This window comes from Pseudomonas sp. PLMAX, from assembly GCF_046042685.1.
GTDB lineage: Bacteria > Pseudomonadota > Gammaproteobacteria > Pseudomonadales > Pseudomonadaceae > Aquipseudomonas > Aquipseudomonas putida_AE.
In genome coordinates this window covers 5,719,351-5,743,876 of sequence record NZ_CP064949.1, presented here as the reverse complement: position 1 = coordinate 5,743,876, position 24,526 = coordinate 5,719,351, and the positions used below count along the sequence as shown (strand labels likewise).

Annotated in this window: 23 protein-coding genes; 13 read left to right on the top strand and 10 right to left on the bottom strand. The window is 61.2% G+C overall.

All coding sequences use genetic code 11. The features are described 5' to 3' along the window. Nucleotides 1-99: 99 nt before the first annotated feature. Together DKB71_RS26115 and DKB71_RS26110 are read left to right on the top strand one after the other, a co-directional pair. A complete protein-coding gene (locus DKB71_RS26115) occupies nt 100-777 on the top strand; it encodes a response regulator transcription factor (RefSeq protein ID WP_274072901.1) in 678 nt (225 codons plus the stop codon). Then, complete coding sequence (locus DKB71_RS26110; RefSeq protein WP_274072902.1) at nt 774-2,117, top strand: ATP-binding protein; 1,344 nt, start codon at nt 774-776, stop codon at nt 2,115-2,117. The genes DKB71_RS26115 and DKB71_RS26110 overlap by 4 nt, the downstream gene beginning before the upstream one ends. Nucleotides 2,118-2,181: 64 nt before the next feature. Here DKB71_RS26110 and DKB71_RS26105 read toward each other — a convergent pair whose 3' ends face one another. Next, entirely contained in the window at nt 2,182-3,180 is a 999-nt protein-coding gene (locus tag DKB71_RS26105; RefSeq protein WP_408598324.1) for an AraC family transcriptional regulator ligand-binding domain-containing protein, read from the bottom strand. 337 nt (nt 3,181-3,517) lie between these two features. Between DKB71_RS26105 and DKB71_RS26100 the strand changes: the two genes are divergently transcribed. Beyond that, nucleotides 3,518-4,852, top strand: a complete 1,335-nt coding sequence (locus DKB71_RS26100; protein WP_274072904.1) for a dicarboxylate/amino acid:cation symporter — start codon at nt 3,518-3,520, stop codon at nt 4,850-4,852. A 142-nt stretch (nt 4,853-4,994) separates the two neighbouring features. Further along, nucleotides 4,995-6,176 (top strand): CaiB/BaiF CoA transferase family protein, encoded by a 1,182-nt coding sequence (locus tag DKB71_RS26095; protein WP_408598321.1) that lies wholly within the window; start codon nt 4,995-4,997, stop codon nt 6,174-6,176. 106 nt (nt 6,177-6,282) lie between these two features. On the opposite strand, the gene DKB71_RS26090 is transcribed toward DKB71_RS26095, so the two are convergent. Then, nucleotides 6,283-6,777 (bottom strand): SprT family zinc-dependent metalloprotease, encoded by a 495-nt coding sequence (locus tag DKB71_RS26090; RefSeq protein WP_274072906.1) that lies wholly within the window; start codon nt 6,775-6,777, stop codon nt 6,283-6,285. A 157-nt stretch (nt 6,778-6,934) separates the two neighbouring features. Further along, nucleotides 6,935-7,537 (bottom strand): Yip1 family protein, encoded by a 603-nt coding sequence (locus DKB71_RS26085; protein WP_046817737.1) that lies wholly within the window; start codon nt 7,535-7,537, stop codon nt 6,935-6,937. Between the two features lie 280 nt (nt 7,538-7,817). Here DKB71_RS26085 and ttcA point away from each other — a divergent pair, with 280 nt between their 5' ends. Both ttcA and DKB71_RS26075 read left to right on the top strand, forming a co-directional pair. After that, nucleotides 7,818-8,642 (top strand): tRNA 2-thiocytidine(32) synthetase TtcA, encoded by an 825-nt coding sequence (gene ttcA / locus DKB71_RS26080; RefSeq protein WP_090324525.1) that lies wholly within the window; start codon nt 7,818-7,820, stop codon nt 8,640-8,642. A 135-nt stretch (nt 8,643-8,777) separates the two neighbouring features. After that, entirely contained in the window at nt 8,778-9,452 is a 675-nt protein-coding gene (locus tag DKB71_RS26075; RefSeq protein ID WP_323608132.1) for a DNA-3-methyladenine glycosylase I, read from the top strand. Between the two features lie 99 nt (nt 9,453-9,551). Here DKB71_RS26075 and DKB71_RS26070 read toward each other — a convergent pair whose 3' ends face one another. From DKB71_RS26070 to arsC, 3 genes are read right to left on the bottom strand one after another with little or no spacing between them, the layout of a single operon-like run. Next, nucleotides 9,552-9,977, bottom strand: coding sequence for a DUF2069 domain-containing protein (locus DKB71_RS26070; RefSeq protein WP_408598318.1), 426 nt, complete (start codon nt 9,975-9,977; stop codon nt 9,552-9,554). A 2-nt stretch (nt 9,978-9,979) separates the two neighbouring features. Continuing rightward, nucleotides 9,980-10,576 carry an NAD(P)H:quinone oxidoreductase gene (gene wrbA, locus DKB71_RS26065; protein WP_273919074.1) on the bottom strand — a complete coding sequence of 199 codons (597 nt, stop codon included), beginning with the start codon at nt 10,574-10,576 and terminating at the stop codon, nt 9,980-9,982. Beyond that, the gene (arsC, locus tag DKB71_RS26060; protein ID WP_274072909.1) at nt 10,573-10,926 is read right to left on the bottom strand and encodes an arsenate reductase (glutaredoxin); all 354 of its coding nucleotides are present in this window, start codon (nt 10,924-10,926) and stop codon (nt 10,573-10,575) included. Before arsC ends, wrbA begins: the two co-directional genes overlap by 4 nt. Nucleotides 10,927-11,040: 114 nt before the next feature. Here arsC and DKB71_RS26055 point away from each other — a divergent pair, with 114 nt between their 5' ends. Continuing rightward, nucleotides 11,041-11,508, top strand: a complete 468-nt coding sequence (locus DKB71_RS26055) for a TlpA disulfide reductase family protein (protein ID WP_274072910.1) — start codon at nt 11,041-11,043, stop codon at nt 11,506-11,508. A 119-nt stretch (nt 11,509-11,627) separates the two neighbouring features. On the opposite strand, the gene DKB71_RS26050 is transcribed toward DKB71_RS26055, so the two are convergent. From DKB71_RS26050 to DKB71_RS26035, 4 genes are all read right to left on the bottom strand, one after another. Continuing rightward, nucleotides 11,628-12,032 carry an META domain-containing protein gene (locus tag DKB71_RS26050; protein WP_274072911.1) on the bottom strand — a complete coding sequence of 135 codons (405 nt, stop codon included), beginning with the start codon at nt 12,030-12,032 and terminating at the stop codon, nt 11,628-11,630. Continuing rightward, the gene (locus DKB71_RS26045; RefSeq protein WP_408598315.1) at nt 12,032-12,466 is read right to left on the bottom strand and encodes a hypothetical protein; all 435 of its coding nucleotides are present in this window, start codon (nt 12,464-12,466) and stop codon (nt 12,032-12,034) included. The genes DKB71_RS26050 and DKB71_RS26045 overlap by 1 nt, the downstream gene beginning before the upstream one ends. A gap of 77 nt (nt 12,467-12,543) precedes the next feature. After that, nucleotides 12,544-13,536, bottom strand: coding sequence for a 2-hydroxyacid dehydrogenase (locus DKB71_RS26040; protein WP_408598313.1), 993 nt, complete (start codon nt 13,534-13,536; stop codon nt 12,544-12,546). A 21-nt stretch (nt 13,537-13,557) separates the two neighbouring features. Continuing rightward, entirely contained in the window at nt 13,558-16,311 is a 2,754-nt protein-coding gene (locus tag DKB71_RS26035; RefSeq protein WP_408598311.1) for a response regulator, read from the bottom strand. A gap of 214 nt (nt 16,312-16,525) precedes the next feature. Between DKB71_RS26035 and DKB71_RS26030 the strand changes: the two genes are divergently transcribed. The 6 genes from DKB71_RS26030 to relA all read left to right on the top strand — a co-directional run bounded on the left by DKB71_RS26030 (nt 16,526) and on the right by relA (nt 24,524). Further along, entirely contained in the window at nt 16,526-17,245 is a 720-nt protein-coding gene (locus tag DKB71_RS26030; protein WP_323628090.1) for a response regulator transcription factor, read from the top strand. Beyond that, entirely contained in the window at nt 17,235-18,638 is a 1,404-nt protein-coding gene (locus DKB71_RS26025; RefSeq protein WP_408598308.1) for a histidine kinase sensor domain-containing protein, read from the top strand. Before DKB71_RS26030 ends, DKB71_RS26025 begins: the two co-directional genes overlap by 11 nt. Nucleotides 18,639-18,754: 116 nt before the next feature. Then, nucleotides 18,755-19,801 (top strand): YhcG family protein, encoded by a 1,047-nt coding sequence (locus DKB71_RS26020; RefSeq protein WP_408598306.1) that lies wholly within the window; start codon nt 18,755-18,757, stop codon nt 19,799-19,801. Nucleotides 19,802-19,904: 103 nt separating this feature from the next. Then, the gene (gene cysM, locus DKB71_RS26015) at nt 19,905-20,807 is read left to right on the top strand and encodes a cysteine synthase CysM (RefSeq protein WP_274072917.1); all 903 of its coding nucleotides are present in this window, start codon (nt 19,905-19,907) and stop codon (nt 20,805-20,807) included. After that, nucleotides 20,807-22,159, top strand: a complete 1,353-nt coding sequence (gene rlmD, locus DKB71_RS26010) for a 23S rRNA (uracil(1939)-C(5))-methyltransferase RlmD (protein ID WP_408598304.1) — start codon at nt 20,807-20,809, stop codon at nt 22,157-22,159. Before cysM ends, rlmD begins: the two co-directional genes overlap by 1 nt. Nucleotides 22,160-22,280: 121 nt before the next feature. Then, nucleotides 22,281-24,524 (top strand): GTP diphosphokinase, encoded by a 2,244-nt coding sequence (gene relA / locus DKB71_RS26005; protein ID WP_274072919.1) that lies wholly within the window; start codon nt 22,281-22,283, stop codon nt 24,522-24,524. Nucleotides 24,525-24,526: the final 2 nt, after the last annotated feature.

Sequence of the window (24,526 nt, the reverse complement as noted above, 5' to 3'; positions counted from 1 at the left end):
GCGCCGGATCAATCCAGGAGATTGTTCCGGCGCAGCCTGTTAGTCATGGAGGTGCGTCGATCGTGCCTCCGGGGTATTTGATTTGCCTGGGAGAGCGACATGAAATTGCTGGTTGTCGAGGATGAAGCGCTGTTGCGTCATCACTTGCAAACCCGCCTGACGGACAGCGGCCATGTGGTCGAGTCCGTGGCCAACGCCGTCGATGCGCTGTATCAGACCGAGCAGTTCAACCACGACCTGGCGGTGATCGATCTCGGGTTGCCGGGCATGGGCGGGCTGGATCTGATCCGTCAGTTGCGCTCGCAAGGCAAGACCTTCCCGATCCTGATCCTCACCGCACGCGGTAACTGGCAGGACAAGGTTGAAGGCCTTGCTGCCGGTGCCGATGACTATGTGGTCAAGCCCTTTCAGTTTGAAGAACTGGAAGCTCGGCTGAATGCCTTGTTGCGCCGCTCCAGCGGATTTACCCAGTCAACGATCGTTGCCGGGCCGCTGCTGCTGGACCTCAATCGCAAGCAGGCGTCCCTTGAGGAGCAACCACTGGCATTGACCGCGTATGAGTACCGGATTCTCGAGTATCTGATGCGCCATCATCAGCAGGTGGTCCCCAAGGACCGTTTGATGGAGCAGCTTTACCCGGACGATGACGAGCGCGACCCGAACGTGATCGAAGTGCTGGTCGGCCGTCTGCGTCGAAAACTTGAAGGTCCGTCCGGTTTCAAGCCAATCGAAACGGTGCGTGGCCTGGGCTATCTGTTCACTGAGCGTTGCACTTGATCGGTTCTCTTCGCGTTCGCCTGATGCTCGCCGCCACGATCCTCGCAGTATTGTTCATGCTGGCGTTGCTGCCGGCGATGCAGGGAGCGTTCAGCCTGGCGCTGCAGGACGCCATCGAGCAGCGACTGGCGTCGGACGTCACCACGTTGATCTCTGCTGCACGGGTCGAGGACGACCGCTTGCTGATGCCAGAACAGTTGCCCGACGAGCGCTTCAACCTGGCCGATGGCAACTTGCTCGGTTACATCTATAACCGCGAAGGCCAGTTGGTCTGGCGCTCGAAAGACACCCTGGTAAAGAACATCAATTACAAGCCGCGTTACGACGGGCGCGGTAATGAATTTGCCAGGATTCGCCAGGACACTGGCCAGGAATTCTTCGTCTATGACGTTGAGGTCAAACTGCTCGGCGGCAAAAACGCGGCGTTCAGCTTCGTCGCGTTGCAACCGGCGCGTGAATACGATGCTACGCTCGGCGGTCTGCGGGAAAACCTTTACCTGGGTTTCGGCGCGGCATTACTGGTGCTTCTGGCATTGCTGTGGGGCGGCTTGTCCTGGGGGTTGCAGGCGTTGCGCCGGCTGAGCCAGGAACTGGACGAGATCGAAAGCGGCACCCGTGAAAGCCTGAGCGAGCAACACCCACGTGAACTGCTGCGCCTGACCGGCTCTCTCAACCGTTTGCTCCACAGCGAGCGCGAACAGCGTAGCCGTTATCGCGATTCCCTCGACGATCTGGCCCATAGCCTGAAAACCCCATTGGCGGTATTGCAGGGGGTCAGCGAAGGCATGGCGCAACGCCCTGAGGAGAGGGATCAGGCCTGGGTGCTGCAGACCCAGATCGAGCGCATGAGCCAACAGATCGGTTACCAATTGCAACGCGCCAGCCTGCGCAAGAGCGGACTGGTGCGCCATCAGGTACGCCTGCAGCCGGTGTTGCAGAGCCTTTGCGATACGCTGGACAAGGTCTATCGCGACAAACAGGTACAGGTTACCTTCGATTTGCCGCCGCAGTGTCTGGTCCCTATCGAGCAGGGCGCCTTGCTGGAAATGCTCGGCAATCTTCTGGAGAACGCGTATCGACTGTGCCTGAGCGAAGTGCGCATCAGCATGCATACCCTCGATGGTATCGAGATATGCGTGGAAGACGATGGCCCAGGCGTCCCGCTCGATCAGCGCACGCGGATCCTGCAGCGCGGTGAACGCCTGGACCGTCAGCATCCAGGACAGGGTATTGGCCTGGCGGTGGTCAAGGACATCATCGAAAGCTATAGCGCAAAACTCACCCTGGGGGACTCGCCCTTGGGCGGTGCCGCCTTCCGTATTCATTTTCCGCTGGCGTGATCTTGTAGGAGCCGGCTTGCTGGCGATGGCGATCGTACAGACGCTATCGCCAGCAAGCCGGCTCCTACAAACCCCTGGCCCGGTAAGCCCCCGGCGTCAGCCCGGTCCACTTCTTGAATGCCCGGTGAAACGCCGAGGGCTCGGAAAACCCCAATTGCTCGGCGATCTGTTGCAAGGGCAAGTCGTTGCGGCCCAGGTGATAAATGGCAATGTCGCGGCGTAGCTGGTCCTTGAGTTCCTGAAAACTGGTGTTTTCTTCACGCAGATGCCGACGCAGCGTTTGCGGGCTGATATGCAGGTGCTCAGCCACGGCCTCCAGGTCCGGCCAGGGGGAGCGGTCGCGACTGAGCAGGCGTCGCAACTGGCTGCTCAGGCTATGGCCGTCGTCCGGGCGCGATAACAGATCGGCAGGCGAGCGTTCAAGGAACTGCTTGAGCGTGCGTTCGTCCTGTAGCAGTGGCATGTTCAGGTAGCGGCCGTGGAACAGCAGGCTGCTCTGTTGTGCCGAAAACTCGAGCGGGCACGAGAACAGCAGCTCGTACTCGGCGCCATGTTCCGGTCGCGGGTAGCTGAACGTGGCGTGCTCCAGTCGAATACGCTGGCCGATCAACCAGCTGGCGAAGCGATGCCAGATCACCAATAGACATTCGCTGAGGAAATGTTCCGGGTCCCAGAGTTGCGAATCGTCCAGACTCAGTCGAATCATTTCGTCTACGCGGGTCAGCGTCAGGCGCGGGGCGTCCGGGAAAAGGCTATAAAACAATAATCCGCGATGCAGTGCCTTATCCAGATTGCGGCAATGGATCACGGCATGACACATCATCGCGAAGCTGCCGGGCTTGCTGATGCCTCGGCCGAAACCCAGATACTCGTCGTCCAGTGCGAGCCACAGCGCCTGGATTAGCCGGGTGAACTGTTCTGGAGGGATGCGTGCCCGAGGCTCGTCGAGCAACTCGGGGCTGATCCCCAATTGCTCTAACAGTCTTGAATAGTCGTAGCCACGCCGTTGCGCGCCACCGAGGGCGGCACGGGCGAAATGACTGGCAATGGTGCGTTCGCGCATAGAGGCAAGTCCGTCCATAGAACGACGGATGGTAGCCGCGCTGCATGGGCATGAACAAGGCGGATATCCGCCAGATTACAGGATGTGATTCGACGGCTGGGCGGAAATCCGCCACTGCGCAACCGCCGCGCGGTCCTCCGGAAAAACCTGCAGCCCTTGATGCCAAAAGGCTTGCAGGCTTTTCGCACAAGGTGGCACGGGCCTTGCGATAGAGCCAGCAGATGCTGCCGTCGCGCAGCTCGAAAAAACAAATCCCTCCAGTGCAGGAGGGTTCGCAATTGAGTTGGGGTGGGCAACAGTCGGATGTTCTCGCCGCGCACTCTTGAGGAACTTTGCAATGACGACTCGTCAGCCACTGTACAAATCCCTGTATTTCCAGGTGATCGTTGCAATTGTCATCGGTATTTTGCTCGGTCACTTCTATCCACAGCTCGGTGTGGCCGTAAAACCGCTGGGTGACGGGTTCATCAAGCTGATCAAGATGATCATCGCGCCGATCATCTTCTGTACCGTCGTCAGCGGTATCGCTGGCATGCAGGACATGAAGTCGGTCGGCAAGACCGGCGGTTACGCGTTGCTGTACTTCGAGATCGTTTCGACCATCGCACTGCTGGTGGGCCTGGTGGTGGTCAACATCGTCCAGCCGGGTAACGGCATGCACATCGACGTGACCACCCTGGATGCCTCCAAGGTTGCCCAGTATGTCGCTGCTGGCGCTGACCAAAGCGTCATCGGCTTCCTGCTCAATGTGATTCCGTCCACCATCGTCGGCGCGTTCGCCACGGGCGACATCCTGCAAGTGCTGATGTTCTCGGTGATCTTCGGTTTCGCCCTGCATCGCCTGGGTGCCTACGGCAAGCCGCTGCTGGACTTCATCGATCGTTTCGCCCACGTGATGTTCAACATCATCAACATGATCATGAAGCTCGCGCCGATCGGTGCCTTCGGTGCCATGGCCTTCACCATTGGTGCCTACGGTGTCGGCTCGCTGGTGCAACTGGGCCAACTGATGGCCTGCTTCTACATCACTTGCCTGCTGTTCATCCTGATCGTGCTGGGTTCGATTGCCCGCCTGCACGGCTTCAGCGTGCTGAAGATGATTCGCTACATCCGTGAAGAACTGTTGATCGTGCTGGGTACTTCCTCTTCGGAGTCGGTGCTGCCGCGCATGCTGATCAAGATGGAGCGTCTGGGGGCGCAGAAGTCCGTGGTTGGCCTGGTGATCCCGACCGGCTACTCGTTCAACCTCGACGGTACGGCGATCTACCTGACCATGGCGGCTGTGTTCATTGCCCAGGCCACCGACACCCACATGGACATCACCCACCAGATCACCTTGCTGGTGGTGTTGCTGCTGTCTTCCAAGGGGGCTGCGGGCGTTACCGGTTCGGGCTTCATCGTACTGGCGGCGACCCTGTCCGCCGTCGGCCACCTGCCGGTTGCCGGCCTGGCGCTGATCCTGGGTATCGACCGCTTCATGTCCGAAGCCCGTGCACTGACCAACCTGGTCGGTAACGCCGTTGCCACCATCGTCGTGGCGAAGTGGGTCAAGGAGCTGGACACCGACGTGCTGCAATCCGAGCTGGCGTCTGGCGGTCGCGGCATTGCCGACGAGCCTAAAGACGATGTTCTGGGCCACGTCGAAGAGGTAGCCCCGACCAACGCCAGGTAAGCCTTGTTGAATGAAAAACCCGCTTCGGCGGGTTTTTTCATGCCCGGGATTTGAGCACAACGGTCATTGCATGTGGCGCATAAGGTGATTGCTGCAAAGCGCTTGGCTGCCTAGGCTGGGGCATCATCCAGGGAGAATTCTCATGCTCGGTCCACTGGCATCACTCAAGGTTCTGGATTTCTCGACACTGCTGCCGGGTCCGTTCGCTTCGCTATTGCTGGCGGACATGGGCGCCGAGGTGCTGCGCATCGAATCGCCGACCCGCATGGACCTGCTGCGCGTGCTGCCGCCCCACGATCAGGGCGTTTCGGCCAGCCATGCCTACCTCAATCGCAACAAACGCAGCCTGGCTCTGGATCTCAAGCAGCCCGAAGCGCTGGAAGTGATCACGCAATTGCTGCAGGACTACGACATCGTGCTGGAGCAGTTCCGCCCCGGCGTCATGGAGCGATTGGGGCTGGGCTATGAGGCCCTGAAAGCGATCAATCCCCGGCTGATCTATGTTTCGATCACCGGTTACGGCCAGACCGGCCCCTGCAAGGACCGCGCCGGCCATGACATCAACTACCTTGCCCTGGCCGGGCTTGCGAGCTACAGCGGCCGCGCCGACAGTGGCCCGCTGCCGCTGGGCATGCAGGTGGCAGACATCGCCGGTGGCTCGCTGCACGGGGTCATCGGCCTGCTGGCGGCCGTGATCGCACGACAGCACACCGGGCATGGCCAGCATCTGGACGTGAGCATGACCGATTGCGCGTTCAGCCTGAACGCCATGGCGGGTGCCGGGTACCTGGCTTGTGGGATCGAACCGGGTCGGGAAGACCAGGTGCTCAATGGCGGCAGCTTTTATGACTACTACCGCTCCCGGGATGGGCGCTGGTTGTCGGTGGGCAGCCTGGAACCGGGGTTCATGAAACAGTTGTGTGTGGCGCTGGGGCTGGAGGAGTGGGCGAGCCTGGGGTTATCTGCGCAGCCTGCACAACAACGCCAGCTCAAGGAGGCGTTGAAGACTGAGTTCGAAAAGCATGACTTTGCCGAGTTGTGCGCGCTGTTCGCCGAGCTCGATGCGTGTGTCGAGCCGGTCTTGAGCCTGGGTGAGGCGGTGCGGCATCCGCAGTTGCAGGCGCGGGAACTGGTGGCTGAAGTGCCGCGGGGGGATGGTTCGAGTCAGGCGCAGATGGCTTGTCCATTGAAGTTTTCAAGCGGGTTGCCGGAGCCCAGGCATATTGGCGCGGCGCTGGGGCAGCATACCGATCAGGTGTTGGGGGAGTTGGGGTTTGGTGTAGAGCGGATTGAGGAACTTCGGCGTGCCAAGGTAATTCTCTAGCGCCTGTCAGGCCGCCATCGCCAGCAGGCTGGCTCCCACAATGGATCTTCCCCTGTGGGAGCCAGCCTGCTGGCGAAGAGGTCGACCCAGACACCACAAATCCGACTCACTCGATGCGCATTTCCCCACTGAACACCAAGGTGTTGCGACACCGCCGACACAAATACCGCCGCCCCTGCCGCACCAAACCATGACGCTGCGCCGAGAACGGGAAATCGCTGTCGGCGCACGGGCACTTGTAGATGTAGCGGGTCACGCTGCGGCGTTTGACGTCGTAGGTGTGGCAACGGTTGGGGGGCAATTCGTACACGCCGCGCATGATCAGTTGCCACTCTTCGCCATGGGGCTGGATGCGGTCACCGAACAGTTGATGGGCGATCAGGTGCGCGACCTCGTGGGCGACGGTCTGCTTGAGAAAATCTTCGGTGTTTTCCCGGTATAGCTGCGGATTGAAACGCAGCAGGTTCTCGTGCAGGTGCGCGACACCAGCTTTTTGCCCGCGCAGCTTGAAGCTCACCACAGGACGTTTGAAAGGTCGTTTGAAAAAGGATTCGGCTTGTTGAAAACAGTCTTCGACGCGGGTATTGAGTTGCTCGGGCATGCTTGATGGATCTCCAGAGCAGTCCAGTATGCCGCAAGCCCGGGGCCTTGCGAATCTGCGAAGCGCCGAATGGTCTTCGGCGCTCTTGTGGCGCGGGCATTAAAAGGCCGCCTTGCGGCGGCCTGTGTCGGCAGATCTGATTTTTTTGTGGTGAGTGTTAATTGGTATAGACCGGCCCCACGCCGAGTCCCCAGACAATCACGGTGAACGCCATGATGGCGACCAGCACCACCAGGCCTACGGCGAGCACCGAACTTGAAAACAGAAAGCCCTCGTCAGATGGAATGTTCATGAAGGTTGGCAGCCCCACATACAGCAGGTAGACCGTGTAGCAGATGGCCGCAGTGCCAACGACCATCCCCAGCCACAGGTGGGGGTACAGGGCCGCCAGGCCGCCGACGAACAGCGGTGTAGCGGTATAGGTTGCGAACGCGATGCAGCGTGCCAGGCTCGGATTGGCGTCATAGGTGCGGGCCATCCAGTGGATGAACGCACCCATTACCGCTACACCGCCAAGCATCGCCAGGTACGACATGACTGTCATCCATAGTGCGCTTTCCACGGTCAGCATCACCGGGGGGCGATTGCCGATGACCCAGCCCACCTGCGTGGTCCCGATAAAGGCCGATACCGCCGGTATCGCCGCCAGGATCAGCGTGTGGGTCAGGTACATGTGGCTGATACTTTCTTCCTGATCGCCACGAATCTCTTTCCATTCTTGGTCAGGGTGGGTGAAGAGCCCCACTACGTGATGGATCATGCCAGTCACTCCTCTTGTTTTTACCGTCGCCCCCCAGTGGAGCGCCCTACGGGCCAATGTGGCCAAGTAAGTAATAGGTCTGTATGTGATTGCGACCTTATGACGCAGTATAGGAAGGTCTTAACCCCACAGGGGGTAGGGCTTAGAGCAAATTGCGCTGTAAAGCCCCCGGGTAATCGCTGTTGCATCTGTAGGGCGCGCGATCCGTCGGGGTACTTCGTTCCTGATGGGTTTTTGCGTAAAATGCGCGCCTTTCGTCACACCTCACGGATTTCGCGTCATGGGCACTCTTACGGTCAACCAGAACAAACTGCAAAAGCGCCTTCGCCGACAGGCCGGTGAGGCGGTCGCCGATTTCAACATGATTGAAGACGGTGACAAGGTCATGGTCTGTCTGTCCGGCGGCAAGGACAGCTACACCATGCTTGATGTGCTGATGCACTTGCAGAAGGTCGCGCCGATCAAGTTCGAGATCGTGGCCGTGAACATGGACCAGAAACAGCCGGGTTTCCCCGAGCATGTGCTGCCGGCCTACCTCAAGGAACTGGGGATCGAATACCACATCGTCGAGAAAGACACCTACTCGGTGGTCAAGGAGCTGATCCCGGAAGGCAAGACCACCTGCTCCCTGTGCTCGCGCCTGCGTCGCGGTACACTCTACACCTTTGCCGACGAAATCGGCGCGACCAAGATGGCTCTCGGCCATCACCGCGACGACATCGTCGAGACGTTCTTCCTGAATATGTTCTTCAACGGTTCGCTCAAGGCCATGCCGCCGAAATTGCGCGCCGATGACGGGCGCAACGTGGTGATCCGCCCGTTGGCCTACTGTAACGAGAAGGACATTCAGGCCTACTCGGACCTCAAGCAGTTCCCGATCATCCCGTGCAACCTCTGTGGCTCCCAGGAAAACCTGCAGCGCCAGGTGGTCAAGGAAATGCTGCAGGATTGGGAGCGCAAGACCCCCGGCCGTACCGAAAGCATTTTCCGCAGCCTGCAGAACGTGATCCCGTCGCAACTGGCGGACCGCAACCTGTTTGACTTCACCAGCCTCAAGATCGACGAAAGCGCCGCTTCGCGTTTCGTCAATGTGGTCAACCTCTAAACACAATTGTGGGAGCGGGCTTGCTCGCGAAGGCGCTGTGCCAGTCGACAACAATGTTGAATGACGCACCGCATTCGCGAGCAAGCCCTGGGCTCCCACAGGTTTTTTGCTTCGTTTTAATCCTCAGGAGAGGGCATGCGCGATTACAAGTGGCTGAACGAATACTGTCTGAACCGCTTCGGTTCGGCCGCTGAACTGGAAGCCCATCTGCCCCTGCCCAAGACCCCGGCGCAATTGCGCAAGATCAGCGATGACCGCTACCTCTCGACCATGGCATTGCGCGTCTTCCGCGCCGGGCTCAAGCACAGCCTGGTGGACGCCAAGTGGCCAGCCTTCGAAGAAGTGTTTTTCAGATTCGACCCGGAAAAAGTCGTGCTGATGAGCGCCGAACACCTGGAGCGGCTGATGCAGGACACGCGGATCATCCGTCATCTGGGCAAGCTCAAGAGCGTGCCGCGCAATGCGCAGTTCATTCTGGACGTGGCCCATGAAAAGGGCAGCTTCGGCGCGCTGATTGCCGATTGGCCAGTGACCGATATCGTCGGGCTCTGGACCTTCCTGAAAAAACGCGGCCATCAGTTGGGCGGCCTGTCAGCGCCGCGATTCTTGCGCATGGTCGGCAAAGACACCTTTGTGCCGAGCTATGACGTGGTGGCGGCGTTGAATGCGCAGAAGATCGTCGACAAGGTGCCGACCAGCTTGCGCGACCTGGCGTTGGTGCAGGAAGTGTTCAACCAGTGGCATGAGGAAAGTGGCGGGCGGCCGATGAGCCAGATCTCGATGATGCTGGCTTACACCGTCAATCATTGAGACCGAGTCGGTCCAATCGCCAGCAGGCTGGCTCCCACATTGGATCTGTGCAGGACACAAGTCCCCTGTGGGAGCCAGCCTGCTGGCAATTGCATTCTGTCAGGCGACGGAAATCTCGCCCTCGCCAGCCAACTTGCGGTTCAACTGATACCGCCACCGCACATACAACAGTGCCGAACAGAACACCGCCAGGCTTGCGGCCATCTCCAGCACACCGAAGACCTGCCGGTTCGGGTCATAGGCGGCCAATGCGCCCTTGATGAAATACAGGTTCACCACAAAGCACATCCATGAATGCCCCCGGGCATTGCCGACAATCATCCCCGGCGCGAGCAGCAACAACGGCACCAGCTCGATCAGCAGAATCACCCACGGCCGCGCACCGTGCAGGTCGGCGATCATCAGGTAATAAACGCAGAGCAATCCCACCAGGCCAAGGAAACACAGCAGGCTGATGACGCGCATGACCCGAACCCGTGGTTCAAGCCATTCGATAGCGGGCAGGACCTTCGGCTTCTTGGCCACCCTCAACCCTCCAGTTTCTGAGCGGTCTTGGCCAAGCGCATACCGAGTGCGCGACACAACGCCACTTCGTGGGTATCCAGGCCGCTTTTGCCATCGGCACCGGCGTGATGGCTGGCGCCGTACGGCGTGCCGCCGCCCTGGGTTTCCAGGAGTGCCGACTCGCTGTAGGGCAGGCCGGTGATCAGCATGCCGTGGTGCAACAACGGCAGCATCATCGACAGCAGGGTGGTTTCCTGCCCGCCATGCAGGCTTGCGGTGGAGGTGAACACACCGGCAGGCTTGCCGACCAGGGCGCCGGTCAGCCACAGGTTGCTGGTGCCGTCGAGGAAGTACTTGAGCGGCGCCGCCATGTTGCCGAAGCGGGTCGGACTGCCCAGCGCCAGGCCTGCGCAGTTCTTCAGGTCATCGAGGCTGGCGTAGAGCGCGCCTTCGTCCGGGATATCCGGGGACACGGCTTCGCATTCGGTGGAAATCGCCGGTACCGTGCGCAGTCGGGCTTCAAGGCCGGCCTGTTCGACGCCACGGGCAATCTGCCGGGCCATTTCATTGGTCGAACCGCTGCGGCTGTAATACAGCACCAGAATGTACGGCGCACTCACGGCAACAGCTCCAGGACCTGCTCTGGCGGACGGCCGATGATGGCCTTGTCGCCGACTTCGAGGATCGGTCGCTCCATCAGTTTCGGGTGGGCGGCGATGGCGGCGATCAACTGCGCCTCGCTCAGGCTGCTGTCGGCCAGGTTCAGGGTCTTGTATTCGTCTTCGCCGGTGCGCAGCAGTTGCCGCGCACTGATCCCGAGTTTGCCCAGCAGGCTCTGGATTTGCGCGGCGTCCAGCGGCGTTTCCAGGTAGCGGACCACCGTCGGGGTCAGGCCGCGGGCTTGCAGCAGTTCGAGCGCACCGCGGGATTTCGAGCAGCGCGGGTTGTGATAAAGCGTCAGATCGGTCATGAGCGGGTCGCATCTTGCGTAAGGTGGCGGCTATTCTAACTGGGCAGCGCCTAATCCTGAACCTTGGCAGGCGACGGGTCGCAGGCGCTTTCAATTTTTGACAAGGAACACGACATGACAAGGCGACTGGCAGCGGCATTGACGATTATCGGGGCGTTGATGCTGGGGGGCTGCGGTAACGACTACGGGATCGATCAGAACGGACAGAAGGTCGCCGCCGAGCGTCTGGACGGCAAATGGCTGGTGATCAATTACTGGGCAGAATGGTGCGGCCCGTGCCGCACCGAGATTCCGGAGCTGAACACCCTGGCCGAGCAGCTCAAGGACAGGAAGATCGGCGTGTTCGGGGTCAACTTCGACAACGTGCAGGGCGAAGAGCTGAAAAGTGCCAGCGAGAAACTCGGGATCAAGTTCACCGTGCTGGCGCAGGACCCTTCCGAGTTGTTCGAATTGCCGCGCAGCGAGGCGTTGCCGGTGACCTACATCATCGATAACAAGGGCAAGGTGCGGGAGCAGTTGATGGGCGAGCAGACGGCCGCGGGGGTGGTGGCCAAGCTCGAAGCATTACAGGCGAAAAATTAGGCGGGTAGCAACGACAAACCGTGTAGGAGCTGGCTTGCCAGCGAAGAGGCCCGACAGTCCAGCGAAATGGTCAAAGACGCCATCGCCAGCAAGCCGGCTCCTACAGGTTTAGAGGGGGATCAACCCTCTTCCAGCCACCAGCGCAGCGGCTTGCCTTCGGCAGGCCAGAAACGCATCTGGTCGATCGACGAGACGTCCCAGCGCTGCACGCCTTCCAGTGCCTGGAGGAAGCGCTTTTCCTGCTCCATCAGGGCCGGCGCACAGAGTTTGCGGGTGCTGCCGATCTTGCCGAAGCTCAGCTTGTGGCCTTCCAGGGTGTACGGCGCGAACCAGTGGTTGCAGCCGCCGTTACCGTAGGCGCGACCGTCTTCACCCAGGGTGATGGTCAGGTGGCTGTAATCCATCAACGGACGTTCGCCGATCCACTCCAGGATGTAGCTGCGGTTTTGTTCAAGTTGCACTGGTTCGGCGGCGCAGCCCACCAGGCTGGCACCGACCATCGCGGTCAGGGCGAGGCGTTTCATCACGCAGGCTCCTGGCATTTGGGGCACAGGTGCTTTTCGCCAACGGTGGTCCATCCCAACTCGGCAATCCGCGCGGTGGCGGCAGGCTTTTCAGCCTTGTTGCCAAGCTTGGCGTCCACGGCGAACTCGAAACTCAGTTCTTTGGCGCAGCTGTCGCAATTCACCTGCCAGGTATGGATCGCCAGTTGGCCGAACACCGGGCCACTGGCCACCGCGACCCATTGGCCCGGTGGGTTGATCAGGTGGCGAACCGTTTCGACGGTCAGGCGCATGGACAAGTCCTTGGCGCCCTTGAGGGTCACGACCAGCACGTCATTATTACGAATCGAGCCGCCGTTGCCGGTGACCTGATAACGCCCCGGCACCAGGGCGCGGCATTCGGTGAGGGTGTGTTGCGGGTTCATCAGGGTGTAGCGGAAATCGTGTTCGACCATGGGTCCTCCAAATATGCGCAATATGCTAGCACGGGCATAAGCGCAGCATGGCGCGGGCATATGACCTTCGATCAGGTTCAATCACCCTCGACCTGATTCTCTGGCGACCCGGCCGACCACGCCGCGATGTTCTGCAAGGTGGTCGCGGCAATCGCCCCCAGGGCTTCACGGGTCAGGAAGGCCTGGTGGGCCGTGACGATCACGTTGGGGAAGGTCAGCAACCGCGCCAGTACATCGTCTTGCAACGGCAGGTCGGAACGGTCTTCGAAGAACAGTTGGGCTTCCTCTTCATACACATCCAGTCCCAAATAACCCAGTTGGCCGCTCTTCAAGGCATCGATCAGCGCCGGGGTGTCGACCAGGCCGCCGCGGCCGGTATTGATCAACATGGCGCCTGGCTGCATGTGCGCCAGGGTCTGGCGGTTGATCAAATGCTTGCTCTGGGCATTGAGCGGACAGTGCAGGCTGATGATCTGCGACTCGGCCAGCAACTGCGGTAAGTCCAGGTAGCGGGCGCCAAGGGCTTCGACCTGGGGATTGGGGAACGGGTCGTAGGCCAGCAACTGGCAGCCGAACCCGTTCATGATTTTCGCGAAAGTCGCGCCGATCTGCCCGGTGCCGACCACGCCGACGGTCTTGCCCACCAGGTCGAACCCCGTCAGCCCGTGCAGGCTGAAATCGCCTTCGCGGGTGCGGTTGTAGGCGCGGTGCAGGCGGCGGTTGAGTGCCAGGATCAGGGCGACGGCATGCTCGGCCACGGCGTGGGGCGAATAGGCCGGGACGCGCACGATCGCCAGCCCCAGGCGCTTCGCCGCCGCGAGGTCGACATGGTTGTAGCCGGCCGAGCGCAGGGCGATCAGGCGTGTGCCGCCTGCGGCCAGGCGTTCGAGCACCGGGGCGCCGAGGTCATCATTGATGAAGGCGCAGACCACCTCGTGATGCTCTGCCAGCGCCACGGTGTCGAGGCTCAGGCGTGCCGGCTGAAAGTGCAGCTCGATACCGGGCGGCAGGTGGGCGGCTAGAAAGCTGTCGCGGTCGAAGGTCTGGCTGCTGAAAAGTATCGTGCGCATGTGGTCCTCCTGGAATGTGCATCAGGCGTTGATGCGCGCCTGGGCTGCCAGGCGATTGATCGCCCGGTCGAGGTCTTCAAGTGCGCCAAAGGCCTTCGGGTCTTTCTGCTTGAGCAGGGTTTCACTGCGTTGGCAGGCGGCGCGCAGTTGCGGTACGCCGCAATAACGGGTCGCGCCGTGCAGGCGATGAACCCGCTCGATCAGGGCGTTGTGGTCGTTGCTTTGCTGGGCCTGGCGGATGGCTTCACGGTCGGCTTCCAGCGACGCCAGCAGCATTGCCAGCATGTCGGCGGCCAGATCGGCCTTGCCGGCGGCGAGGCGCAAGCCTTCTTCGTGATCGAGCACCTGCAACTCGTAGGTGCTGCCGTGGCTGTCGCCTGCGCGGTCCGGTGTGTGGTTGCGCAGTGCCAGCCCGCTCCATTTGAGGACCACCTGCGCCAGCTGCCGCTCGCTGATCGGCTTGGTCAGGTAATCGTCCATGCCGCTTTGCAGTAACGCGCGTTTTTCGTTGGCCATGGCATGCGCCGTGAGGGCCACGATCGGCAGCGGCGTGCAATGCCGCTCGCTTTCCCATTGGCGGATCGCCTCGGTACTTTGGCGCCCATCCATGCCGGGCATCTGCACGTCCATCAGCACCAGGTCGAACGTCTCGTTCTGCACCGCCTTGATCGCCGCATAACCACTTTCCACGGCGAGCACCTTGGCGCCCATGTCTTCGAGCAGGGTTTGCACCAGCAGCAGATTGGCCGGGTTGTCGTCGACGCACAGCACCTTCGGCGCGCGGCTGGACACCGGCTCGCTGGCTTCGCTGCGCAACTGCCGCGGGTTGACCAGGTCGGACAGCGCGCGCCGCAGTTTGCGGGTGCAAGCCGGTTTGGCCTGGAGCTGGCTGTGGGGGTTCGGCACCGACAGGTGGAACAGCGTCTGTTCGGTGGTGGGGCACAACACCAGCACTTTGCAGCCCAGGTGCTCGAGGTCCCAGATGTGCTGGTTGAGGCGTTCCGGTGGCATATCGTTGCTGGTGATCCCGAGCACCGCGAGTTCGATCGCCTGATCGGTCTGATGCGCGCCGGTGACGCCGTTCGCCAGGCTCTCCAGGGTAGTGAACGGGGTGACGTCCAGGCCGCAGTCTTCCAGTTGATGCTGCAACGCCTGGCGCGCCAGCTCATGGTTTTCCAGCACGGCAATCCGCCGACCGAGCAGCGGCGCGCTCGGCAGGTCTTCGGCATCGTCGCGGGCCTTGGGCAGGTTCAGGCTGATCCAGAACTCCGATCCCTCGCCCGGGGTGCTATCGACACCAATCTCGCCCCCCATTTGTTCGATCAGGCGCTTGGAGATCACCAGCCCCAGGCCGGTGCCGCCGGGTTGCCGCGATAGCGAGTTATCGGCCTGGCTGAAGGCCTGGAACAACGCGCGCACATCCTGGCTCGACAGGCCGATGCCGGTGTCCTGGATGCTGATGCGCAGTTGCACGCTGTCTTCGTGTTCTTCCTCGAGCATGGCCCGGGCGACGATGGTGCCCTCGCGGGTGAACTTGATCGCGTTGCTGACCAGGTTGGTCAGGATCTGCTTGAGCCGCAACGGATCGCCCACCAGCGACAGGGGCGTGTCGCGATACACCAGGCTGATCAGCTCCAGCTGTTTGGCGTGGGCTGCGGGGGCGAGAATGGTCAATGTGTCCTGCAGCAGGTCGCGCAGATTGAACGGAATATGGTCGAGCACCAGCTTGCCGGCCTCGATCTTCGAAAAGTCGAGGATCTCGTTGATGATGCCCAGCAGGCTGTCGGCAGATTTTTCGATGGTGCCCAGGTAATCGAGCTGGCGCGGGGTCAGTTCACTTTTCTGCAGCAGATGGGTGAAGCCGAGGATGCCGTTGAGCGGCGTGCGAATTTCATGGCTCATGTTGGCCAGGAACTCGGACTTGATCCGGCTCGCCTCCAGGGCTTCCATGCGCGCCAGGTCGAGTTCGATGTTCTGGATCTCGATGGTCTCGAGGTTCTGGCGCACGTCCTCGGTGGCCTGGTCGATGCTGTGTTGCAGTTCTTCCTGGGCATTCTGCAGGGTGCCGGCCATGCGATTGATGCCGGAGGCCAATTCATCCAGCTCCTGGCTGCCCAGGGGCGGCAGGCGGGTTTCCAGGTGACCGTCCTTGAGTTGGGCCACGGCCTGTTTGATCTGGGTCAGCGGCCGATTGATCGTGCGGCCCATGCGCAAGGCCAGTAGCGCCGCGCCCCCGAGGCCGGCGCCGATCATCAGCAGGCTGGCGAACAGGCTGCGGTAGCCACGCAACAGCATGCCATTGTGGGACAGCTCGAGTTCGACCCAGCCCAGCAGGCGGTCGGCTTCATCGGGAATCACGTCGCCGGCCAGGTTGCGGTGTTTGCCGAACACCGGCAGCAGGTAACGCGTGGCTTCACTGCCACTGCGGCGCAGCATTTGCGAACCTTCGCCCTTGGGCGCCTGGGTCAGCATGATCGGCCCGGCGTGGGCCAGCGGCGTGCGGTCCGGGGCAAGGAAGGTCACGGCGCGCACGTCCGGCTGTTCCAGGGACTGGGTGGCGATACGTTCCAGCAGTTCGTTGTTGTTGTGGCCCATGGCGGGCGCCACCAGCGGCGCCAGTTGCTCGGCGATCATTTCGCCGCGCTGCAGGAGTTGGGTCTGCAGGTCCGATTGCTGCATCCAGGTGAAATAGCCGCCCAGGACCAATGCCATCAGGCTGGTCGGCAGCAGCGTCAGCAACAGCACGCGGCCTTTGATTCCCAGTTTCGTCAGCACGCCTCTCTCCTGCAACCGGCTATTTATAGGGCAGCGCATGCGTCCGGCACGCGCCACTTGCGCAGTGTAGCGATTTGCACGCGGGCGATCCTCGGTAATTGATGTCGTCACTCGTCGGTTGTTCGTGGGCTTTTGCGTCTTGCGCAAGCCCTCGGGTTGCCCCGGGCGAGGCAATCTTGAATAATTAACAACTGAGAATTATTTGCAGATAATAATGACGACCATCAGCGCTGGCCATCCCCGTATCCTCGCCATCGAAGACGATCTCGTACTCGGTGCCTATGTCCATGAACATCTGGGCCGTAGCGGCTTTCAGGTAACCTGGTGCCAGAATGGCCAGGAAGGCCTGGACATGGCCCGCGAGCAAGCCTTCGATGTGGTGTTGATGGACATCCTGTTGCCGGGGCTGGACGGGCTGGCGGCGCTGACGCAACTGCGCCGCAGCCATTCCACCCCGGTGTTGCTGATGTCGGCACTCGGCGCCGAGGCCGATCGCATCAGCGGCTTTCAACTGGGGGCCGATGATTACCTGCCCAAACCCTTCAGCATGGCCGAGTTGCGCGTGCGTATCGAAGCCATCCTGCGCCGGGTAGCGCTCGATCGCCGGCCGACGCCGGTGGCGCTGGTGGCCGAGGTGGACAGCCTGCGTTTCGACGACGAACGCTGCGACGTATTTTATCGGCAGCAGCCTGCCGGCCTGACCCGCAGCGAATATCGCCTGCTGGAAACCCTGAGCCGCAGCGTCGATGAAGTGTTGAGCAAGGCCTTCCTTTATCAGCAGGTCCTGCAACGCGGTTATGCCGCCCACGATCGCAGCCTGGACATGCACATCAGCCAGATTCGCCGCAAACTCAAGGCCATCGGCTATACCGAGCGCGAGGTGCGCACGGTCTGGGGCAAGGGCTACATCCTGAGTGCCGGCGATGAAATGTAACTTGCCGGGCCGGCATTCGCTGTTCTGGAAACTGGCCTGCTTGTTGGTGGCGTTCTGTCTGCTGATGATCTGGTTGAGCTGGTCCTGGGGCCGCTACATGGAGCAGCGCAACCAGTTCCTCTCGGACGAGGCCCGAGGCACCTTGACGCGTTATGCCGCCGAGGCGGAACAGGCGTGGCAACAGCGCCGGACCGAGGGGGTCGATGACTGGCTGCAGACCATGCATCAAAGGGAAAAGAGTTGGGTTGGCGTCATCGGCGGTGACCTGCAGTCCTTGAGCAGCTTTGCGCTGACGGACGATGAAATTGAACACCTGACGTTTCTGCGCGGCCTGGATTGGCCTATCCACAAGAAAGGCCGGCCGTGGATGCGGGTGCCGTTTCCCGGCGACCCTTCCGTCGGCAGCCTGGTGATCGAACTGCCCCAACGCTTTGTGCCGGGACGCTATCGGGTGTTCTGGCGGGTGATCACCAACGGCGTGATTCCCGGGTTGTTCACCTTGCTGTTGTGCGTCGGCCTGTACCGCTTGCTGGTGGTGCCGCTCAATCACCTGCGCGAACAAGCCAACGCCTGGCGTGCCGATCAGCTCAACGTGCGACTGTCGCGCCGCACCACCAATCGCGCCGACGAACTGGGAGAACTGGGCAGGGCGTTCGATCACATGTCCGAACGTCTGCAAAGCACCGTGGCGCTGCAGCAACAACTATTACGCGACCTGTCCCATGAATTGCGCACGCCGTTGAGCCGCCTGCGGGTGGCCAGTGAAAGCGAGCAGGGCCTGGAGCAGTTGCGCGAGCGCATCGGCCGCGAGGTCGACGGCATGCAACGGCTGGTGGAAGACACGCTGCAATTGGCCTGGCTCGACACGGAACGCACGCGATTGCCTGACGAAGCGATTCAGGTCCAGGCCTTGTGGGAAATGCTCACGGAAAACGCCTGCTACGAAAGTTGCTGGCCAGATGGGCAATTGCAATGTTCGGTGGACGCCTCCTGCTGGGTGCGCGGCCACCTCAATACCCTGGCCCAGGCCCTGGAAAACATGCTGCGTAATGCGATTCGACATTCGCCCAAGGGTGGCATTGTCCATCTTGGCGGGCAGCGCGATGGCGACTACTGGCACCTGTGGCTGGAGGATCAGGGCGGCGGCGTAGCGGAGGCTGATCTAGAGCGAATCTTCCTGCCCTTCACCCGGCTCGACGGCTCGCGGCCGGGGGACGGTGGATTTGGCCTGGGCTTGAGTATTGCCCGGAATGCGGTGCGGCGTCAGGGCGGAAAGCTCTGGGCGCAGAACACCGGGAGCGGGTTGCGGATTAATATGCGCTTGGTGGCGGATGATGGAGCTGTCAGTGATGACTCCTACGCGAGCAGGCTCTCCCTTCCTACAACGCTCTGATTTTGCGGGAGCGTTCCCGAGTTTCTGTACGACATTTCCCAAAGGGCATCACCGGTCATTTCAAGCATCCCTGGCGGTTTAAGCTCATGCTTTTACTCGTGTACAAGGACCCAGGCATGACCGTACCCTTCGCTCCCGCAAGCAAAACCGACGATCGTTTCAATGAAGTGCTTGCACTGATTCAAAGTGCCAGGCGCCAGGCCGTGCAGGCGGTGAACACTCAACTGATCGAGTTGTACTGGCAGGTGGGTGCCTATATCAGCCGCAAGCTGGAGAATGCCGAATGGGGTGATTCCGTGGTCGGTCAACTGGCTGTGCATCTGGCTCAGACTCAGCCCGGTTTGCGTGGCTTCACTCGCTCGAATTTGTTCCGCATGCGCCAGTTCTATGAGATTTACTGCGCAGAAGAAAAAGTCGCACCACTGGCGCGACAATTGTCCTGGTCCCACAACGTGATCATCTTCGGCCAGAGTAAACACCCGGAAGAGCGCGAGTTTTACCTGCGAATGGCCGTTCAGGAAAAATGGTCAAAGCGCGAGCTGGAGCGTCAGTTCAAGACAGCGCTGTTTGAACGCAGCGTGACCCAGCCGGCCAAAGTCTCCGCAGTTTTGAAACAAACCCACCCCTCTGCGTTTGAGATATTCCGCGACGCCTACATGGTCGAATTTCTCGACTTGCCCGGCGCCCACGCCGAAACCGATCTGCATCGGGGCTTGCTGGGGCGCCTCAAGCAGTTCTTGAGTGAGCTTGGCCGCGATTTCTGCTTTGTCGGCTCCGAATATCCCTTACAAGTCGGCGGGCGTGATTTCGCACTGGACCTGTTGTTCTTTCACCGCGGTCTCAACTGCCTGGTGGCCATCGAGCTCAAGGTCGGCCGTTTCGAGCCGGAGTATCTGGGCAAGTTGGGCTTCTACCTGGAGGCGCTGGATCGCGAAGAACGCAAACCTCATGAAAACCCTGCAATCGCGGTATTGCTCTGCGCCAGTAAAGAGGACGAAGTCGTCGAATACGCCCTTAACCGCAGCCTGTCGCCAGCGCTGATCGCCGAGTACCAGGTACAACTACCGGATAAACAGTTGTTGCAGGCCAAATTGCATGAGTTTTATGCACTGAATACGGCGCATGGGGAGGGCGAAGAAGCGGCTTCAAGTCCTGCTTTGTGAACCCTTATTCCCACAAGCCATAAGCACCGCACTTTGCGTGATATGGCCTTGGATGGTTTGCCGGTATGATAGGCGCCCCCGCAGTCTGGATTGCGAATACGCCATGACCTTGCAGTACCCAACCATCGCCGATTGCGTCGGCAACACTCCGCTGGTCCGTTTGCAGCGCCTGCCCGGCGCCACCAGCAATACCCTTTTGCTCAAGCTCGAAGGGAATAACCCGGCGGGTTCGGTCAAGGACCGTCCGGCGCTGTCGATGATCACCCGCGCCGAGTTGCGCGGGCAGATTCATGCCGGCGATACGCTGATCGAAGCGACTTCCGGTAATACCGGGATTGCGCTGGCCATGGCCGCCGCGATCAAGGGTTACAAGATGATCTTGATCATGCCGGACAACTCCAGCGCCGAACGCAAGGCGGCGATGACTGCCTATGGCGCCGAGCTTATCCTGGTCAGCCAGGAAGAGGGCATGGAAGGTGCCCGCGACCTCGCCCAGCGGATGGAGGCCGAAGGCCGTGGCAAGGTGCTGGATCAGTTCGCCAACGGTGACAACCCCGAGGCGCACTACACCACCACCGGTCCGGAAATCTGGCGCCAGACCCAAGGCACCATCACCCATTTCGTCAGCTCCATGGGCACCACCGGCACGATCATGGGCGTCTCGCGCTACTTGAAAGAGCAGAGCGACAGCGTGCAGATCATCGGCCTGCAACCGATGGAAGGCTCAGCCATTCCCGGCATCCGCCGTTGGCCGCAGGAATACCTGCCGAAAATTTATCAAGCCGAGCGCGTCGACCGTATCGTCGACATGGCGCAAAGCGAAGCCGAAGACGTCACCCGGCGCCTGGCCCGCGAAGAAGGCATCTTCTGTGGCGTGTCCTCGGGCGGGGCGGTGGCAGCGATGCTGCGCCTGTCCAAAGAAGTTGAAAACGCGGTGATCGTCGCGATCATCTGCGACCGTGGCGACCGTTATCTGTCGACCGGCATTTTCGACGCGCCCAACTGATGGCCAAGCACGAGAGAGGCCTGCGCTTCCAGCCCACCGGCGGCAGCAAGGCCCCGCAAGTCCCGACCGGCAAAAAGCAGCGCCTGAGCATCGAGCGCCTGGCCAATGACGGTCGTGGTATCGCGTTTTTCGAGGGTCGTACCTGGTTCGTCATCGGCGCACTGGCCGGTGAAGAGGTCGAGGCGCGGGTGCTCGGCGCCCACGGCAAAGTGGTCGAAGCGCGTACCGAGCGGGTGTTCAAGGCCAGCGAACTGCGTCGCCCCGCACCCTGTGCCCATGCCGGCCGTTGCGGCGGCTGCAGCGTGCAGCATCTGCCCCATAACGAACAACTCGCCCTGAAACAGCGCATGCTCGCCGAGCAATTGTCCAAGGTCGCAGGCGTCGAGCCCGAAGAGTGGGCCGCGCCATTGAGCGGTCCGGAATTCGCTTACCGCCGTCGCGCCCGGGTGGCGGTGCGTTGGGACATGAAGGCGAAAAAACTCGAAGTCGGTTTCCGTGCCGCTGGCAGCCAGGACATTGTCGGCATCGATGATTGCCCGGTGCTGGTACAGCCCTTGCAACCGATCATGGCCCGCTTGCCGGAAATGCTGCGGCGCTTGAGCAAGCCTCAAGCCCTGGGTCACGTGGAATTGTTCAGCGGTTCATCGTTGGCGGTATTGCTGCGCCACATGGCGCCGTTGTCCGACAGCGACATGACCATCCTCAAGGATTTCTGCGCGTTCCATCACGCCCAGTTGTGGTTGCACGGTGACGGCGAGCCGCATCCGGCCGAGGCCGATCAGTCCCTGGGCTATCGTCTTGAACAGTGGGATCTGAATCTGGCGTACCGGCCGGGGGATTTCATCCAGGTCAATGCCGGGGTCAACGAAGCGATGGTCGCCCAGGCGCTGGACTGGTTGAAACCGCAAGCCGATGAGCGCGTTCTCGATCTATTCTGTGGTTTGGGTAACTTTGCCTTGCCGTTGGCCAAAGCCGTTCGCGAAGTCGTGGCGGTGGAGGGTGTGCAGGTGATGGTCGATCGCGCCGCCGCGAATGCGATCAGCAACAATCTGCATAACGCGAAATTTTTTCAGGCCGATTTATCCCAGCCTTTGACCGATGCCGAATGGGCCGGCGAAGGCTTTTGTGCGGTACTCTTGGACCCACCGCGTGACGGCGCTTTCGAGGTCGTGCGCAAGCTCAAGTCCCTGGGGGCCGAGCGGTTGGTGTATGTGTCGTGCAACCCTGCGACCCTGGCGCGCGACACGGTCGAATTGATCAAGCAGGGCTACCGGTTAAAACGTGCCGGGATTCTCGATATGTTTCCTCAGACGGCACATGTCGAGGCCATGGCGTTATTTGAAGCGAGCTAGGACGCTCGTCTGGTCCGACTGGCCCGCCCGTGCAGCCGCGTACCAGCCCGATGTGGGCTCATGGGCAACGAAGGTCAGCGATTTGACGCATTGAATCTGCGTCGTAGGGAAGGTAAGCAAGATGGTACAGGTGAGAGCACACCAGCCGATCAACACCGACGGCAGTATCAATCTCGAGGCTTGGCTCGATCACGCGGTCAGTGTCGATCTGGCACTGGATCGCGAAGCCTTGAAAGAAGCCTGCGAGTTCGCACGCGAGGCCGAACAACAAGCCAATGCGGCTAAGAATCTGTGGACCGAAGGCAACTCGAGTTTCCGCACGGGCCTGGAGATCGCCGAGATCCTCGCCGACCTCAAGCTCGATCAGGATTCGCTGGTGGCCGCGGTCTTGTACCGGGGCGTACGCGAAGGCCAGATCCCGTTGCCCACGGTCAGCCAGCGCTTCGGCCCGGTGGTCGCCAAACTGATCGACGGCGTGCAGCGCATGGCGGCGATCAGTGACAGCTTGAGCCCGCGCAAATCCATGGTGATGGGCACCCAGGGCCAGGTGGAAAACCTGCGCAAGATGCTCGTGGCCATGGTCGACGACGTGCGCGTGGCCCTGATCAAACTGGCCGAGCGCACCTGCGCGATCCGTGCGGTGAAGACCGCCGACGACGAGAAGCGCAACCGCGTGGCTCGCGAGGTGTTCGACATCTACGCGCCACTGGCCCACCGCCTGGGTATCGGCCACATCAAGTGGGAGCTGGAGGACTTGTCCTTCCGTTACCTCGAGCCTGACCAATACAAGCAGATCGCCAAGTTGCTGCACGAGCGGCGTCTGGATCGCGAGCGCTTCATCAGCGACGTGATGAGTCAGCTGAAGAACGAATTGCAGGCCACCGGCGTCGATGCCGACATCAGCGGTCGGGCCAAGCACATCTATTCGATCTGGCGCAAAATGCAGCGCAAGGGCCTGGAGTTCAGCCAGATCTACGACGTGCGCGCCGTGCGGGTACTCGTGCCGGAAATGCGCGACTGCTACACCGCGCTCGGCATTGTCCACACCCTGTGGCGGCACATCCCGAAAGAGTTCGACGACTACATCGCCAACCCGAAAGAGAACGGCTATCGCTCATTGCATACCGCGGTGATCGGGCCCGAGGGCAAGGTGCTGGAGGTGCAGATCCGCACCCACGCCATGCATGAAGAAGCCGAGCTCGGCGTATGCGCGCACTGGCGCTACAAGGGCACCGACGTCAAGTCCGGCTCCAATCACTACGAAGAGAAAATCTCCTGGCTGCGTCAGGTGCTCGAGTGGCACGAAGAGCTGGGCGACATTGGCGGGTTGGCCGAACAGCTGCGGGTCGATATCGAACCCGACCGGGTCTACATCTTTACCCCGGACGGTCACGCCATCGATTTGCCCAAGGGCGCGACGCCACTGGACTTCGCCTACCGCGTCCACACCGAGATCGGTCACAACTGCCGCGGCGCCAAGATCAACGGGCGCATCGTGCCGCTCAACTACAGCCTGCAAACCGGTGAACAGGTCGAGATCATCACCAGCAAGCACGGCACGCCGAGCCGCGACTGGCTGAACCCGAACCTGGGTTACATCACCACCTCGCGGGCGCGGGCGAAGATCGTTCACTGGTTCAAGCTGCAGGCGCGCGACCAGAACGTCGCCGCCGGTAAAACCCTGCTCGAGCGCGAACTCAATCGCCTCGGCCTGCCGCAGGTGGACTTCGACAAGCTGGCCGACAAGGCCAACATGAAGACCGCCGAGGACATGTTCGCTGCCCTCGGTGCCGGCGATTTGCGCCTGGCGCAACTGGTCAACCTGGCGCAGCAACTGGTCGAGCCGGAACGCGGCAACGAACAGCTGGAACTGATTCCACGCAAGGCTACCGGCTACAAGCCAGGCAAGCGTGGCGACATTCAGATCCAGGGCGTGGGCAACCTGATGACCCAGATGGCCGGTTGCTGCCAGCCGCTGCCGGGGGATGCAATCGTCGGCTACATCACCCAGGGCCGCGGCGTGAGCATCCACCGTCAGGACTGTGCCTCGGTGCTGCAGTTAGGCGGGCGCGAGCCGGAGCGGATCATTCAGGTCAGCTGGGGGCCGGTACCGGTGCTCACCTATCCGGTGGACATCGTCATCCGTGCCTACGACCGTTCCGGATTGCTGCGTGACGTCTCGCAGGTGCTGCTCAACGAGCGGATCAACGTGCTGGCGGTCAATACCCGCTCGAACAAGGAGGACAACACCGCGCTGATGTCCCTGACCATCGAGATTCCGGGGCTGGACGCGCTTGGGCGGTTGCTTGGGCGGATTTCCCAGCTGCCGAACATCATCGAAACCCGGCGTAACCGAACCCCTTGAGA